13 protein-coding genes and 2 pseudogenes are annotated in these 13,524 nt (G+C 68.0%); 11 read left to right on the plus strand and 4 right to left on the minus strand.

Annotation, left to right across the window (positions count from 1 at the left end; translation table 11 throughout):
- Positions 1–25 precede the first annotated feature (25 nt).
- Both R1Z03_RS24010 and R1Z03_RS24015 read left to right on the plus strand, forming a co-directional pair.
- Positions 26–859 carry a YaiO family outer membrane beta-barrel protein gene (locus R1Z03_RS24010; RefSeq protein ID WP_317355946.1) on the plus strand — a complete coding sequence of 278 codons (834 nt, stop codon included), beginning with the start codon at positions 26–28 and terminating at the stop codon, positions 857–859.
- An 11-nt stretch (positions 860–870) separates the two neighbouring features.
- Positions 871–1,707, plus strand: coding sequence for a hypothetical protein (locus tag R1Z03_RS24015; RefSeq protein ID WP_317355947.1), 837 nt, complete (start codon positions 871–873; stop codon positions 1,705–1,707).
- Positions 1,708–1,786: 79 nt separating this feature from the next.
- Here the strand turns inward: R1Z03_RS24015 and R1Z03_RS24020 are convergent, their stop codons facing one another.
- Entirely contained in the window at positions 1,787–2,524 is a 738-nt protein-coding gene (locus R1Z03_RS24020; protein ID WP_372588201.1) for a Crp/Fnr family transcriptional regulator, read from the minus strand.
- Positions 2,525–2,945: 421 nt separating this feature from the next.
- On the opposite strand from R1Z03_RS24020, the gene R1Z03_RS24025 reads away from it, so the two are divergent.
- Positions 2,946–3,554 carry a hypothetical protein gene (locus R1Z03_RS24025; RefSeq protein WP_317355948.1) on the plus strand — a complete coding sequence of 203 codons (609 nt, stop codon included), beginning with the start codon at positions 2,946–2,948 and terminating at the stop codon, positions 3,552–3,554.
- Between the two features lie 108 nt (positions 3,555–3,662).
- Here R1Z03_RS24025 and R1Z03_RS24030 read toward each other — a convergent pair whose 3' ends face one another.
- Both R1Z03_RS24030 and R1Z03_RS24035 read right to left on the minus strand, forming a co-directional pair.
- A complete protein-coding gene (locus R1Z03_RS24030; protein ID WP_317355949.1) occupies positions 3,663–4,595 on the minus strand; it encodes a LysR substrate-binding domain-containing protein in 933 nt (310 codons plus the stop codon).
- Positions 4,596–4,711: 116 nt separating this feature from the next.
- Positions 4,712–5,170 (minus strand): thioesterase domain-containing protein, encoded by a 459-nt coding sequence (locus R1Z03_RS24035; RefSeq protein ID WP_317355950.1) that lies wholly within the window; start codon positions 5,168–5,170, stop codon positions 4,712–4,714.
- A 150-nt stretch (positions 5,171–5,320) separates the two neighbouring features.
- Here R1Z03_RS24035 and R1Z03_RS24040 point away from each other — a divergent pair, with 150 nt between their 5' ends.
- From R1Z03_RS24040 to R1Z03_RS24055, 4 genes and pseudogenes are all read left to right on the plus strand, one after another.
- Positions 5,321–6,325 carry a tripartite tricarboxylate transporter substrate binding protein gene (locus R1Z03_RS24040; protein ID WP_284431531.1) on the plus strand — a complete coding sequence of 335 codons (1,005 nt, stop codon included), beginning with the start codon at positions 5,321–5,323 and terminating at the stop codon, positions 6,323–6,325.
- 107 nt (positions 6,326–6,432) lie between these two features.
- Positions 6,433–7,983, plus strand: coding sequence for a UxaA family hydrolase (locus R1Z03_RS24045; protein WP_284411691.1), 1,551 nt, complete (start codon positions 6,433–6,435; stop codon positions 7,981–7,983).
- A gap of 126 nt (positions 7,984–8,109) precedes the next feature.
- Positions 8,110–8,760, plus strand: a pseudogene (locus R1Z03_RS24050) (aldehyde dehydrogenase family protein); the annotation flags it as partial.
- A gap of 52 nt (positions 8,761–8,812) precedes the next feature.
- Positions 8,813–9,319 (plus strand): annotated as a pseudogene (locus R1Z03_RS24055) (YcjF family protein); the annotation flags it as partial.
- Positions 9,320–9,453: 134 nt separating this feature from the next.
- On the opposite strand, the gene nth reads toward R1Z03_RS24055, so the two are convergent.
- Positions 9,454–10,092, minus strand: coding sequence for an endonuclease III (gene nth / locus R1Z03_RS24060; RefSeq protein WP_272564115.1), 639 nt, complete (start codon positions 10,090–10,092; stop codon positions 9,454–9,456).
- Positions 10,093–10,261: 169 nt separating this feature from the next.
- On the opposite strand from nth, the gene R1Z03_RS24065 reads away from it, so the two are divergent.
- The 4 genes from R1Z03_RS24065 to R1Z03_RS24080 are packed head-to-tail and all read left to right on the plus strand — an operon-like array spanning position 10,262 to position 13,511.
- Positions 10,262–10,642: a hypothetical protein gene (locus R1Z03_RS24065; protein ID WP_317355951.1), complete on the plus strand. Its 381-nt coding sequence runs from the start codon at positions 10,262–10,264 to the stop codon at positions 10,640–10,642.
- 11 nt (positions 10,643–10,653) lie between these two features.
- Positions 10,654–10,785 (plus strand): hypothetical protein, encoded by a 132-nt coding sequence (locus R1Z03_RS24070; RefSeq protein ID WP_284428843.1) that lies wholly within the window; start codon positions 10,654–10,656, stop codon positions 10,783–10,785.
- The gene (locus R1Z03_RS24075) at positions 10,778–11,923 is read left to right on the plus strand and encodes a GNAT family N-acetyltransferase/peptidase C39 family protein (protein ID WP_284428842.1); all 1,146 of its coding nucleotides are present in this window, start codon (positions 10,778–10,780) and stop codon (positions 11,921–11,923) included. Before R1Z03_RS24070 ends, R1Z03_RS24075 begins: the two co-directional genes overlap by 8 nt.
- Position 11,924: 1 nt before the next feature.
- Positions 11,925–13,511: a RimK family protein gene (locus R1Z03_RS24080; protein WP_317355952.1), complete on the plus strand. Its 1,587-nt coding sequence runs from the start codon at positions 11,925–11,927 to the stop codon at positions 13,509–13,511.
- Positions 13,512–13,524: the final 13 nt, after the last annotated feature.

Raw genomic sequence — 13,524 nt, forward strand, 5'->3', positions numbered from 1 at the left:
GACCGCCCCATTGGAGCCCCCCCGCATGCAACGCCACCCGGCCCTTCCCTTTCTCTGGCTGCTTGCCCTGTGCGCGCCCGCGCCCGGCCTGGCCCAGGCACCCACCACAGGCCAGGACGTAATCATCCCCGCGCCGCCCGCACCCGTCGAAGAGCGCACCCGCAGCCTGCAGCTCAGCGCGGGGACGCAGCACCTGAGCGGCCCCTACGGCAACTGGCGCGACATGACGCTCACCGGCGGATGGGGCCTGCCCGGCCACGTGCTGCAGGGCGAGCTGTCTTCGCACCGGCGCTTCGGCGTGGGCGGCACCTACCTGGGCGTGGGCGATACATACCGATTCGACGAAGACTGGTACGGCTCGGCGACCCTCGGCGCTGGCGACGGTGCGTTCTACCTGCCCAAGTACCGCATGGACGCCACGCTGAACCGCAAATTCCTGACCGACCGCCGGCTGGTGGGCACCCTGGGCGCGGGCTACTACAGGGCGCCGGACGGGCACTCCGACCGCAGCGTGCTGCTGGGGGCCACCTACTACTTCGAGGCACCGTGGATCGTCGAGGGCGGCGTGCGCTTCAACGAAAGCGCCCCGGGCAGCGTGAACACGCGCCAGCACTTCGTGGCCCTGACCTGGGGCCGCGCCAAGGCCGACCTGGTGACCGCGCGGGTCGGCTGGGGGGGCGAAGGCTATCTGGCCACGGGCCCGGCCACTCAGCTGGTCAACTTCGACAGCCGCGAGGCCAACATCGCCTGGCGGCACTGGATCGACCGGAACACCGGCCTGTTGCTGGCCATGAACCGCTACAGCAACCCGCTGTACCGGCGGGTGGGCGCCACCGTCGGCCTGTTCCACGATTTCTGAGCGGAGGCGCCATGACACCAACCACCCCCATCCCGGTAGATGCCGCGCATCCGCACGGCCGTGCCTTCGCCGCCACCTTCGAGGCGTTGCGCGAAACCGGCAGGCAGGTGCACAGCCGCCCGCACCGCTCCATGACCCCCCTGAAGGTGACGCCCTTCCTGCTGATCCAGGCCATCGTGCTGCCCGCGGCGCTGTGCGCGCTGCTGTTGTGGGGGCGGCGCGAGCTGTTCGACTTCTGGCGGGACGTCATCGTGTTCTGGTCGCAGGCCCTGGACATTCCTTTGCAGCGATTGCTGATCGATGGCCGCGTGGGCTCGGACGGCATGGCGCTCACCGCGGGCGCGAGCGACCGCCCCCTGCCCGGCATGGCCGGCATGGCGGCCGCGGCGGCCATGGTGGTGGCGCTGCTCGGGGCCTCGCTGCGGATGCGCAAAGCCAGCCTGCCCCTCAAGTACCCGATGCGCATCATCGGCGTGGTGCAGGCGTTCGCGCTGGCCTACTTCTGGTTCATCCCGCAGCATTTTCCGTACACGATTTCCCGGCACAGCGAAGAGCTGATGTTCATCGGCTACGTGATGATGGTCGCCACGCCGGTGATGCTGGGCGCGGGCTACTACATCCTGAACGAAAGCCTGCTGTCGAAGGTGGGCAACACCCTGGCGATCCTGGCGTTCTTCGCGTTGCTCATCCCCCACCAGGTCATGGCGCAGGCCTTCCTCATGCACCACCTGTCGGTGCTCTACATGCCGGTGCTGTACATCTGCTTCGGCGCCGTGTTCGATGCGCTCGTGTTCGTGGCCCTGTACTCCTGGGCCATGAGCGACGTATCGCCCAACGCCATGCGCTGAGACAAATAAAGATCAAGGCCAGCGCGCCGCCCGGCCCGGGCAGCGCGCGGCCCGCACGAGTGGCCCCGCAACGAACCGCTCAGAGGCTGTGCGAGGGCGGCAACAGCCGGTCGTACTCGCGCTTGACCACGGCGTAGCACTCGCACGAGCGCTGCTCCAGCGCGGGTCGGTCCAGCACCTCGATGCGCCCGCGCGAGTAGCGGATCAGCCCGGCCTTCTGCAGCTTCATGGCCGCTTCCGTCACGCCTTCGCGCCGCACGCCCAGCATGCCCGCGATCAGCTCCTGCGTCATGACGAGCGTGCTGCCCTCCAGCCGGTCCAGGCTGAGCAGCAGCCAGCGGCACAGTTGCTGGTCCAGCATGTGGTGGCGATTGCAGACCGCGGTCTGCGACATCTGCGTGATGAGTGCCTGGATGTAGCGCAGCAGCAGCGGCAGGATGGCCGGATTGGCCACGTCGCCGCGGATGCGATCGGCCCGGATGCGAAACGCCCGGCCGGCACTCTGCACCACGGCCCGGCTCAGGATCGACCCGCCCCCCATGAAGAGGGAAATGCCCACCACCCCTTCTCGCCCCACGACGGCGATCTCCGCGGAGGAGCCGTCCTCCATCACATACAGCAGCGACACGATGGCGGTGGCCGGAAAGTAGATGTGCCGCACCGCCGCGCCGGACTCGTACAGCACCTGCCCCAGCGGAAGCTCCAGCACATCGATGAGGGGCAACCAGCGCTGCAGGTCGTCTGCGGCCATCGCGTGCAGTATTCCGTTGCTGGAGACGTCGTCAGGTTGCAGTGGCTGCAGTGGCACGCGGGACATATTTTTGACTTGTTCGCTGGGATGTGTTTCAAAAAGTATATGGACAACGCGGTACACGTTATGTGCGGTGGCGCACATAAGGGGCTTTGTTGCGGAAAGGCCCTCGTCTGGAATTGGGCATCCACCACGGTTCGATGCTGGACGAGGGATACGGTTTGGCGTGCACGATTCCATCGCTGCGGCGATCAAGGAAGTGACCCGACCTGAGCCGGCGATGTCGCATTCTGGATGGCCACCATGCAGTCGGCGATGCGATCAGGTGGCTCGAGTTGATTGCAAAATATTGGTCTTGCCGGATGGGTCAGATCGCTCTGGCTCATCTTCATTCTGGGACCACGTTTCGCCAACTTTTTCGGGACATCGGTGAGCGATAAAAATCCAGATTCAACGCAAGTAACTGCACCACTATTAAAAAATTCATATGAAAATCAGCCGCCGCGCACTTATCGCTTCTGGAGCCATCACCCTGACAGGCTGCGCAAACCGCATCGACCGCCAACTCTACTACAAAGAAATTTTCAAATCACTTGCAATATCTCCCAACGGAGACACCCTGGCAATCATTGGGCGCGAATTTGATTATATCTTCAAGCCTCCCGCAAACCTCATTGCAGCGATTAAATCAAATCTACATTCACAACTCTCCGCCAGCTTCAACACTTTCGAATTGGATTCAGAAACAGAAATTAAGGGCGAGTGGACACTTCAATTCAACAAAGAAAAAAATCAATCCAAAGAAATTGCCGACACGGCACGCGCTCTTGGTTTCGCCGACACTGGCAATCGTTACGTCTTAAGTGGCAGCATCGAAGGTACGCGTTTTTTAAAAAACCATGGCACACGTACTGGAGAATTACAAGCAACCAACCAGACCTACGTCGTACAAGTCTCGCCTTCATCCAAATTTCAATCGAGCAGAAATCTAACATCGTCGCCCATCTCACAAGGCGGGGATGGGGCCTTGATTATCGGCCTCATCATACTATTACCACTCATTTTAATAATCAATCCATGCATCACCTGCAGGTAAAAATTCCATTACACCCCTTATCTTAAAAATAGATATTTTTAAATATTTCCTCTACCAATTTTCAACCAGGTTAATAGCCATCGTCGCCTCTGGGTCACAAAGAGCGATTTACTCTCTCCTCCCCACCTCCCTCAAACACCCCACCAACGCCTGCGTCACCGGCGTCCCTTCCACCCCCCGCATCCGGATCAGCCCCACCGGCGGCAACTCGATCTCCACCGGCACCTTCACCACCGCCAGCATTCCCTGCTCCGCGAAATGCCGCGCCACCGTGCGCGCCATGAAGGCCACGGCGCCGCGCTGGTGCAAGAAGGTGATCTGCGACAGGAACGACGCCGACTCCACGATGTCGGCCGGCGGGTGCAGGTCGTGCGCGAAGAACTGCTGCTCCAGCTTCACGCGCAGCGAGGCCCAGGGCGGGGGCAGCACGCAGGGCTGCCCGGCGATGTCGGCCCAGCGGGGCTTGCGCTTCGTGGCCAGGGGATGGCCCGGCCGCACGACGGCGACCATGGGGTCGTCGTAGAGGGCCTCGGTTTCCAGGTCGGGCGAGGCGTAGCCCGGCTCCAGGCGACCGACGAACAGGTCCAGCTCGCCCAGGCGCAGCTTCGGCAGCAGGCGCGTCAGGTCGCCCTCTTCGATCAGCACGGTGGTGTGGCGGGACCGGGCCTTGAGCTTGTCCACCGCCTGCGCCAGCAGCACGGGCGTGGCGGCCACCATGGCGCCCACGCTGGTGCGGCCGCGCGCGCCGCTGGCCTCGGCGGCGATCTCGTCACGGGTGCGGTCGTAGCCGGCCAGCACGGACCGCGCGAAGCGCACCACGCTCGCACCGGCCGCGGTGGGCTCGGTGCCGCGGGTGGAGCGGTCGAACAGCGGCAGGCCGAACATGCGCTCGACCTCGGCCAGGGTCTTGGAGACGGCGGGCTGGGTGACGGAGAGGAAATCCGCCGCGCGGCCGACGTGGCGAAACTGGTCCAGCGCCACGAGCATCTGCAGGTGCCGCAGCTTGAGGTTGGAGCGTAAAACGCGGTCGATCTGGCTCATGGGGCGTGGGCGTGGAAGGTGGTTGAAGGAAAGGACAGGACAGAAAAGGAAGCCGCAGGTGGGCGATGCAGCACGTGCAATGGGGCAGAGGCCGGCACGGGCCGGCCGCGCCCCGGTCAGCGGTGCAGCACGAACTGCCCGGTGAACTGCACGGCGTCGTCCTCGCTGCCCTCGGCCCGGACGCAGGTGTGCAGCGCCAGCCGCGCGCGGCCGCGGCGCTGGTACGTGGTGATGAAGGTGCGCCACAAGGCCGGGTCGGGCGCTTCGCAGATCGCCACCGCGGCCCCGCGCACGGGCAGCGGGTAGCGGATGTGGCTCTCCTGGATCACGATGTGGCCGCCCTCGATGCCCGCCTCCCGCAGGCGCAGGTGCAGCCAGCCCCAGCCGGCCAGCACGGCGCCGCAATACAGGCTGCCGCCGAACATGGTGCTTTTGTGGTTGACGTTGGGCTCCAACGGCAGATGCAGGTGCAGCGCGTGGCCCTCCCAGCGCAGCACGGTCAGGCCCATGTCGCGGGTGAGCGGGATGTCGTGGTGCAGCACCTGCTGCAAGGCCTCGGTCGGCTCGGTGGTCATCGGTGCGTCCTTTCAACGAAGGGGAAGGTGCCGTTCGGCTTCATAACCTAAAGGCTATGAAGCGAGTCTGCTAATTCATTGGAAAGCAATGATTGTCTGCCCAAGAATCCGGCCTGTGCTTTCCCGATAAAAAACAGACCGGAGACATCGATGAATTCTTCCCGCCCCTTGCAGCGGCGCCAGTTCGTGCTGGGCGCCGCCGGCGCGGCCGCGCTGGCCGCCACGTCCACCCTCCTTCCCTCCCGCGCCCTGGCCAACGGCTACCCCGAGCGCCCGATCACCTTCATCTGCCCCTGGCCGGCCGGCGGCACGGCCGACCAGTCGATGCGCACGCTGTGCACGGTGGCCGGCCGCATCCTGGGCCAGGCGGTGGCGGTGGAAAACCGCGCCGGGGCCTCCGGCATGATCGGCTCGAAGGCCCTGGCCTCCGCCCGGCCGGACGGCTACACGATCGGGCAGATCCCGATCTCGGTCACGCGGTTTTCGCAACTGGGCACCCTGCAGGCCGATCCGCGCAAGGACTTCACCTACCTCGCTCGCACCTCGGGCCAGACCTTCGGCATCGCGGTGCCGGCCGATTCGCGGTTCAAGACGCTGCAAGACTTCGTGCAGCACGCCAAGGCGAACCCTGGCCAGGTGACCTATGCGCACGCGGGGGTGGGCGGTGCCACGCACGTGGGCATGGAAGAATTCGCCAGCGTGGCGGGCATCCGCCTGAACCACGTGCCGTTCAAGGGCGGCGCCGAGGCGCTGCAGGGCGTGCTGGGCGGCCATGTGGATGCGCTCGCCGATTCCAGCTCATGGGCGCCGCATGTCGAGGCCGGCAAGCTGCGCCTGCTGGCCACCTGGGGCGAGCAGCGCACCGCGCGCTTCAAGGACACGCCCACGCTGCGCGAGCTGGGCTACGACGTGGTGGTGGATGCGCCCAACGGCATCGGTGCGCCCAAGGGACTGGACCCGGCCATTGCGGCGAAGCTGCGCGAGGCCTTCCGCCAGGCCGTGGCGAGCCCCGAGTTCAAGGCCGTGGCCGACCGGCTCGATGCGCCGCTGCTGTACCTGGACGGCCCCGACTACGAAAAATACGTGAACACGGTCTACGCCAAGGAGACCGTGCTGATCGACAAGCTCAAGCTGCGCGAGCTGATGAAGAGCTGATGAAGAGCTGATGCCGAGCGAACGGGCGGCGGCATCGCAGCCGCCGCGCCGCCCCACCCTGCGAGAGAGCGCCCCTCCCGAAGCGCCCCCACCCGAAAGCCCCACCGATGAACGCCATTGCGCCGCTCCCCGCCCCCACCGACAGCCCGCTGCTGCACCTGCACCCCAACGACAACGTGCTGGTGGCCAAGTCGGCGCTGGCGATCGGGCAGGCCATCGCCGAACTGGGCGTTCGCACGCGCGCCCAGGTGCCGGCGGGCCACAAGATCGCCGCGCGGCGCATCGCGCAGGGCGAACAGGTGAAGAAGTACGACACAGTGATCGGCGTGGCCACGCGCGACCTGGAGCCGGGCGACTACGTGCACAGCCACAACATCGAGCTGGTCGATTACTACCGCGACCCGGCCTTCGGTGCGGACGTGCGGCCGGTGGACTATGTGCCGCAAGCCGAGCGCGCCACGTTCCAGGGCTTCGTGCGCGAGGACGGCAGCGTGGGCACGCGCAACTTCATCGGCATCCTGTCGTCGGTGAACTGCTCGGCCACGGTCATCAAGCAGATCGCCGCGCACTTCACGCCCGAGCGGATGAAGGCGTTCCCGCACGTCGATGGCGTGGTGGCGTTCGCGCAGACGAGCGGCTGCGGCATGTCGTCGCCCAGCGAGCATTTCGACGTGCTGCGCCGCACGATCGCCGGCTATGCGCGCCACCCCAATCTGGCGGGCGTGCTGATCGTGGGCCTGGGCTGCGAGCGCAACCAGGTCGATGGGCTGGTGGATTCGCAAGGATTGCAGCGCGGGCGCCTGATGCGCACGCTGGTGATGCAGGAGGTGGGCGGCACGCGCGCCACCATCGCCGCGGGCGTGGAGGCGATCGAGGCGATGCTGCCCGCCGCCAACGCCGCGCGGCGCAGCACGGTGAGCGCGAGCCACCTCAAGATCGGGCTGGAGTGCGGCGGCTCGGACGGGTTCTCGGGCATCACCGCCAATCCGGCGCTGGGCGCGGCGATGGACGTGCTGGTGCGCCACGGCGGCACGGCCATCCTGTCGGAAACGCCGGAGATCCATGGCGTGGAGTTCATGCTCACGCGCCGCGCGATCACGCCCGAGGTGGGGCAAAAATTGCTGGACCGTCTGGCCTGGTGGGAGCGCTACGCGGCCGGGCAGAACGCGCAGTTCAACGGCGTGGTGGGCCACGGCAACCAGGCCGGGGGGCTGGCGAACATCTTCGAAAAGTCGCTCGGCTCGGCGATGAAGGGCGGCACCACGCCGCTGCGCGCGGTGTACGAATACGCCGAGCGCATCGACGAGAGCGGCTTCGTCTTCATGGATTCGCCGGGCTACGACCCGGTGGCGGCCACGGGGCAGATCGCCAGCGGCGCGCAGCTGATCTGCTTTACCACCGGGCGCGGCTCGATGTTCGGCAGCAAGCCGGCGCCGACGATCAAGCTGGCCAGCAACACGGCCATGTACCAGCGGCTGGAGGAAGACATGGACATCAACTGCGGCGTCATCCTGGACGGCGAACTGACGGTGCCGGAGATGGGCCAGCGCATCTTCGAGCAGATCCTGCGGCACGCGAGCGGCGGCGCCACCAAGAGCGAGCTGCTGGGCCTGGGCGACCACGAGTTCGTGCCGTGGCACCTGGGCATCGTGAGCTGATCCTGGCTGAACCGGGCCAGGCACCATCACTACAAAATTGATAGCAATATGCCCTAGTGTCATTTGCACTGGAGCCCGATTCCATTCCAACCCCATTCCGTCCCTCCCATGCCCCTGCCCCTGCCCCTGCCCCTGACCCTCACCCGCCCCGACCTGATCCGCAGCGCCAACTTCATCGCGGGGCACTGGCACCCCGGCCCCGGCGCACTGCTGCCCGTGACCGACCCCGCCACCGGCACCGTGATCACCGAGGTGCCCGACTCCGGCGCCCCCGAGGCCCGGGCCGCGCTGGAGGCCGCCCATGCCGCCTTTCCTTCCTGGCGCCAGGTGCCGGCCAAGCAGCGCGCGGCCATCATCAAGCGCTGGAACGATCTGGTGCTGGCCCACCAGGACGACCTGGGCGCCCTGATCTCCCTGGAGCAGGGCAAGCCCCTGGCCGAGGGCAAGGGCGAGGTGGCCTACGCCGCCAGCTACATCGAATGGTTCGGCGAACAGGCCACGCGCATGAACGGCGAGGTCATCCCCGCGCCCGTGCCCGGCCGGCGCATGTTCGCCCTGAAGGAGCCCGTGGGCGTGGTGGCCGCCATCACCCCGTGGAACTTCCCCGCCGCGATGATCGCCCGCAAGATCGCCCCGGCCCTGGCGGCCGGCTGCACGGTGGTCTGCAAGCCCGCCGAGGACACGCCCCTCACGTCGCTCGCCCTGGTGCTGCTGGCCCACGAGGCCGGGGTGCCGCCGGGCGTGCTGAACATCGTCACCGCCTCGCGCGAGAAGACCGCCGGCGCTGGCACCGGTGCCAGCGCCGGCGCCGGCCGTCGATCCCCATGCGGCCGAGATCGACTCCATGGTGCTGAATGCCTCCATCCTGAACGGGGCGCTGGAGCTGCTGCCGCAGTCGCTGGCCTCCATGGCGATCATTCCGCTGCAGACGCGACTGGTCTACCGCATCGGCAAGCTGTACGGCTACGAGCTGGACAAGGGTCACATCACCGACTTTCTCGCCACGGTGGGCGTGGGCCTCACCTCGCAGTACGTGGAGCAGTTCGGCCGCAAGCTGGTGGGCGGGCTGCTGGGCAAGGTGATGGGCGGCATGGGCCGCGCGGTGGGCAGCGCCGCCACGGGCTCGGCGTTCTCGTTCGCCACCACGTACGCGCTGGGCAAGGTGGCGCAGCGCTACTACGCCGGGGGCCGCACGCTGGGCAAGGACGCGCTCAAATCCTCCTTCTCGCGCACGGTGGACGAGGCGCGCAACCTGCAGCAGCGCTACGCGCCGCAGATCCAGCAACGTGCGCAGGGCCTCGATGTGGGCAAGCTGCTGCGCGAACTGCGCGCCTGATCCGGCGGTGCGCGGTGCCGGCCGTGGGGGGGAATCCGCCACCCGGGGCGCCAAGGGCGGTGTGCTATGAAAAATATAGCTATACGCCCTAGTATCAATTGTGCTGGAGGCACTTTGGGTGTCCAGCCTTTCTGTCACGGCGGCGGGGTCTTGGGCTGGTAGTCGCAGTACGGCGCCACCACGCATTCCCAGCAGCGCGGCTTGCGCGCCTGGCACACGTAGCGGCCCAGCAGGATCAGCCAGTGGTGCGAGTCCACCGCGTAGGCCGCAGGAACACGCTTCATCAGCTGCAGCTCCACCGCCAGCGGGTTCTTGCCGGGCGCGAGGCCCGTGCGGTTGCTGACGCGGAAGATGTGCGTGTCCACCGCCATGGTGGGCTGGCCGAACGCCACGTTCAGCACCACGTTGGCCGTCTTGCGGCCCACGCCGGGCAGGGCCTCCAGCGCCTCGCGGGTGCGGGGCACCACGCCGCCGTGCTGCTCCACCAGGATGCGGCAGGTGGCCATCAGGTGACGGGCCTTGCTGCGGTACAGCCCGATGGTCTTGATGTAGCCCTCCAGCCCTTCCAGCCCGAGGTCGAGGATGGCCTGCGGCGTGCCCGCCACCGGAAAGAGCTTGCGCGTTGCCTTGTTCACGCCCACGTCGGTGGCCTGGGCCGAGAGCAGCACCGCGGCCAGCAGCTCGAACACCGTGGTGTATTCCAGCTCCGTGTTGGGCATGGGGTTGGCGGCCTTCAGGGCGGCGAAGAAGGGTTCGATCTGCGCGGTCTTCATGGTGGGAATGTCGTTGTGGGCACGCGGGGAGCCGCATTGTCCCGCAGCCGGCCGCCCGGGCGCCTGCCGGCCCGGCGGCGGGCCGCCGCCCGGGCGGGTTGACGGGGAATTGACAGGCGCCGGCGCATTTTTTACGGCGTTTTTATGCCGGCGTTCCTAGACTGGGGCCATGTTCCACCCGCAGCCCGCCACCGCCCGCCGGCGCCCCTCCGGCCCCGTGGCGGCGACTCGCCCCATGCCGCATTCCTGCGCTTTTCCGACCCTTCACCGCGTGGCCCTGGAGGCCCGGCCGCCGGCCGACAGCGACATCGTCGTGCTGCCGCTGCGCCTCTTTCATACCGACGTGCTGGAAGGGCGCCGCTCGCTGCACCGCATCCTGGGCCCGCGCGTGCAGGGCTACCGCATCGACGTGGATGCGGCCCGGCACTGCATCCGCATCGAGATGAACGTGCGCCGCAGCGAACTGGCCGCGTGCCTGCGGCTGCTGACGGCCGGCATGCCCTGCGCGGAATTCGGCCGCATCGCCCGGCCCACCCACTGGATGCACTGAGAACCTGTTCGATGCACGACGTTGCCCTGCACCTCTTTCTGGCCCTGCTCGTGGTCTTCCTGCCGCTCGGCGGCGCCTGGTGCCTGCTGTACTGGATGGAGCGCCCGGCCCCGCGCGCGGACAGCGGGCGCGATCATGAATAAGGCCCGGCCCCGTGCCACGCCCGGGCGGGCGATCGATGCCGGCGTGCCTGCCGATGCCCGCGCGCTGGAGGCGATCGAGCGCGCCTCGTTCCTGGGAGACCGCATCTCGCTGCCGAGCTGGCGGCGCCTGTTGCGCAGCCGTTCGGCCCGCGTGATGGTGGCGCGGCCGGCGGCGGGCGCGGCCCCGGGCGGCGGCGCGCTGCTGGGCGCCTGCGTGGTCCTGCGCCGCCGGGGCACCTCGGTGGCGCGGCTGTATTCCATCGCCGTTGCGCCCCAGGCGCGCCACGGCGGCATCGCCAGTGCGTTCCTGGCCGAGGCGCTGGACTGCGCGCGCCATTGGGGCTGCGCCCTGCTGCGTCTGGAGAGCCGGGCCGAGAACGTGGCCGCCCACCGGCTGTTCCAGCGCTTCGGGTTCGTGGCGGTGGGCCGCGCGCCCGGCTACTACGCGGACGGCGCGGATGCGATCCGCTTCGAGAAGGACGTGTTCGACGGCCACCGCCGGGACCGGCTGATGCTGCCGGGTGCCCGGCACTACGGACAGACACTGGACTTCACCTGCGGCCCTTGCGCGCTGCTGATCGCCATGTCGGCCCTGGCGCCGGACACCGTGCTGGACCAGGCCGCCGAGATCCGCCTGTGGCGCGAGGCGACCACGGTGTTCATGGCCGCGGGCCATGGCGGCTGCGGCCCGTTCGGCCTGGCCTGCGCCGCCCTGCGCCGTGGCTTCGGTGTGGCGGTGTACGCCGCCGCGGGCTCGTCGCTCTTCATGGACAGCGTGCGCGAGCCCCACAAGAAGCGCGTGATCCAGCGCGTGGAGGACGATTTCCGCGCCGAACTGGTCGCGCATGGCGCGCCGGTGTTCGCGCTGCCGGTCTCGCCCGAGGGCGTGATCGAGCAGTTGCGCCACGGGCATGTGCCCATCGTGCTCATCAGCCTGTGGCGCCTGCACCGCGAAAAGGCACCGCACTGGGTCGTCATCACCGGGTTCGACGGCACGGTCTTTCGGGTGCTGGACCCGATGGCCCGTTCGGGCGAGGGCGATGGCGGCGTGTCGGTGAGCCTGTCCGAATTCAAGAAGATGGCCCGCTACGGGCGCCGCCGCCGGACAGCGGCCGTCATCCTGTCCAGAAAGCCTTGAAGTGACTTCAGAACATGTGATCGTGGTGGAAAGACGCTCGGATTTCCGCTGGAGCGACCCCGGGGTGCGCATCGTCACCGCGGAGGCGTTCATCGCCGAGGAGCCGCGCCCGCGAGCGCGTGCGCGCAAGGTCACCAACCTGTGCCGCAACTACAGCTACCTGGGCATGGGCTACTACTGCTCGCTGCTGGCCGAAGCGCGGGGCGACCGGGTCACGCCCAGCGTCGAGACCATCGTGGCCCTGCAGCGCGGCAAGCAGCAGGCCGCCTCGCTGGCCGTGCTGGACCGCCTGATCGGTCCGCTGGACAGCGTGCCGCAGTCCGTCAGCTCGCTCACCCTGCACGTGTTCTTCGGGCTGGCGGAGGACGCGGAACTGACCGCCCTTGCGCGCAAGAGCTTCGAGCTGTTCCGCTGCCCGCTGCTGCGGCTGCACCTGCAGCGGCGCGAGCCATCGCCCGGCTGGCACGTCGCCGCGCTGCAATCGCTGGATCCGCGCGATGTGGATGCCCACCGCGACGGCCTGTTCGACGAGGCCCTGGCGCATTTCACGCGCCGCCACTGGCGCCCCGCCGCGCCGGTGGCCGCGCCGCGCATGGACCTGGCCATCCTGCACGACCCCAACGACCCGCTGCCGCCGTCCAGCCGCCGCACGCTGCAGAAGATCGTGGACGTGGGCCAGGACATGGGCATCGCGGTCGAACTGATCGAGAAGAAGGATTTCTCGCGCCTGACCCAGTTCGATGCGCTCTTCATCCGCGAGACCACGGCGGTCAACCACCACACCTTCCAATTCGCCAAGAAAGCCGCGGCCGAGGGCATGCCGGTGATCGACGATCCGGTGTCCATCCTGCGATGCACCAACAAGGCGTATCTGGCCGAGCTGCTCAAGGGCCACGGCATCGCCACGCCGCGCACGCACCTCGTGAGCCGCCGCACGCTGGGCGATCTGCCGCGGGGCCTGGCCTACCCGGTGGTGGTGAAGGTGCCGGACGGCTCGTTCAGCCGCAGCGTGAAGAAGGCCGAGAACGCCGAGGCGCTGCACGCCATTGCGCGCGAAATGCTCCGCGAGTCCGGGATCATCCTGCTGCAGGAGTTCATGTACACCGACTTCGACTGGCGCATCGGCCTGGTGGGCGGGGAGCCCCTGTTCGCAGCGAAGTACTACATGTGCGAAGGCCACTGGCAGATCCTGCGGCACGGCGAAGACGGCGGGTACGTGGAGGGCCGCACCCAGGCCGTGTCCCTGGATGCCGTGCCGCCGCCGGTGCTGCAGGCCGCCACGCGCGCGGCGCGGCTGGTCGGCAACGGTTTTTACGGCGTGGACCTCAAGTGCAATGCGGCCGGCGCCCATGTGATCGAGATCAACGACAACCCCAACCTGGACGCCGGCGTGGAGGATGCGCTGGTGGGCGATGCGCTGTACCGCACGCTGCTGGGCCATCTGCTCGCGCGCATGGACTGGCGGCTGAACCGGGAGGGCGCTGCGCCCCCCTGCAGCGGGCCGGCGCCGCGGCATCCGGCCGCCTGCCAGGGGACGGCGCGGTGGTCCGAGCCCGTCGGCACCGGTGCGGCCGTGCCCGCGCGGTAGCAAGCGGCAGGGC

Origin of the sequence: Acidovorax sp. BLS4 (assembly GCF_032929295.1) — a bacterium.
Lineage (GTDB): Bacteria > Pseudomonadota > Gammaproteobacteria > Burkholderiales > Burkholderiaceae_C > Paracidovorax.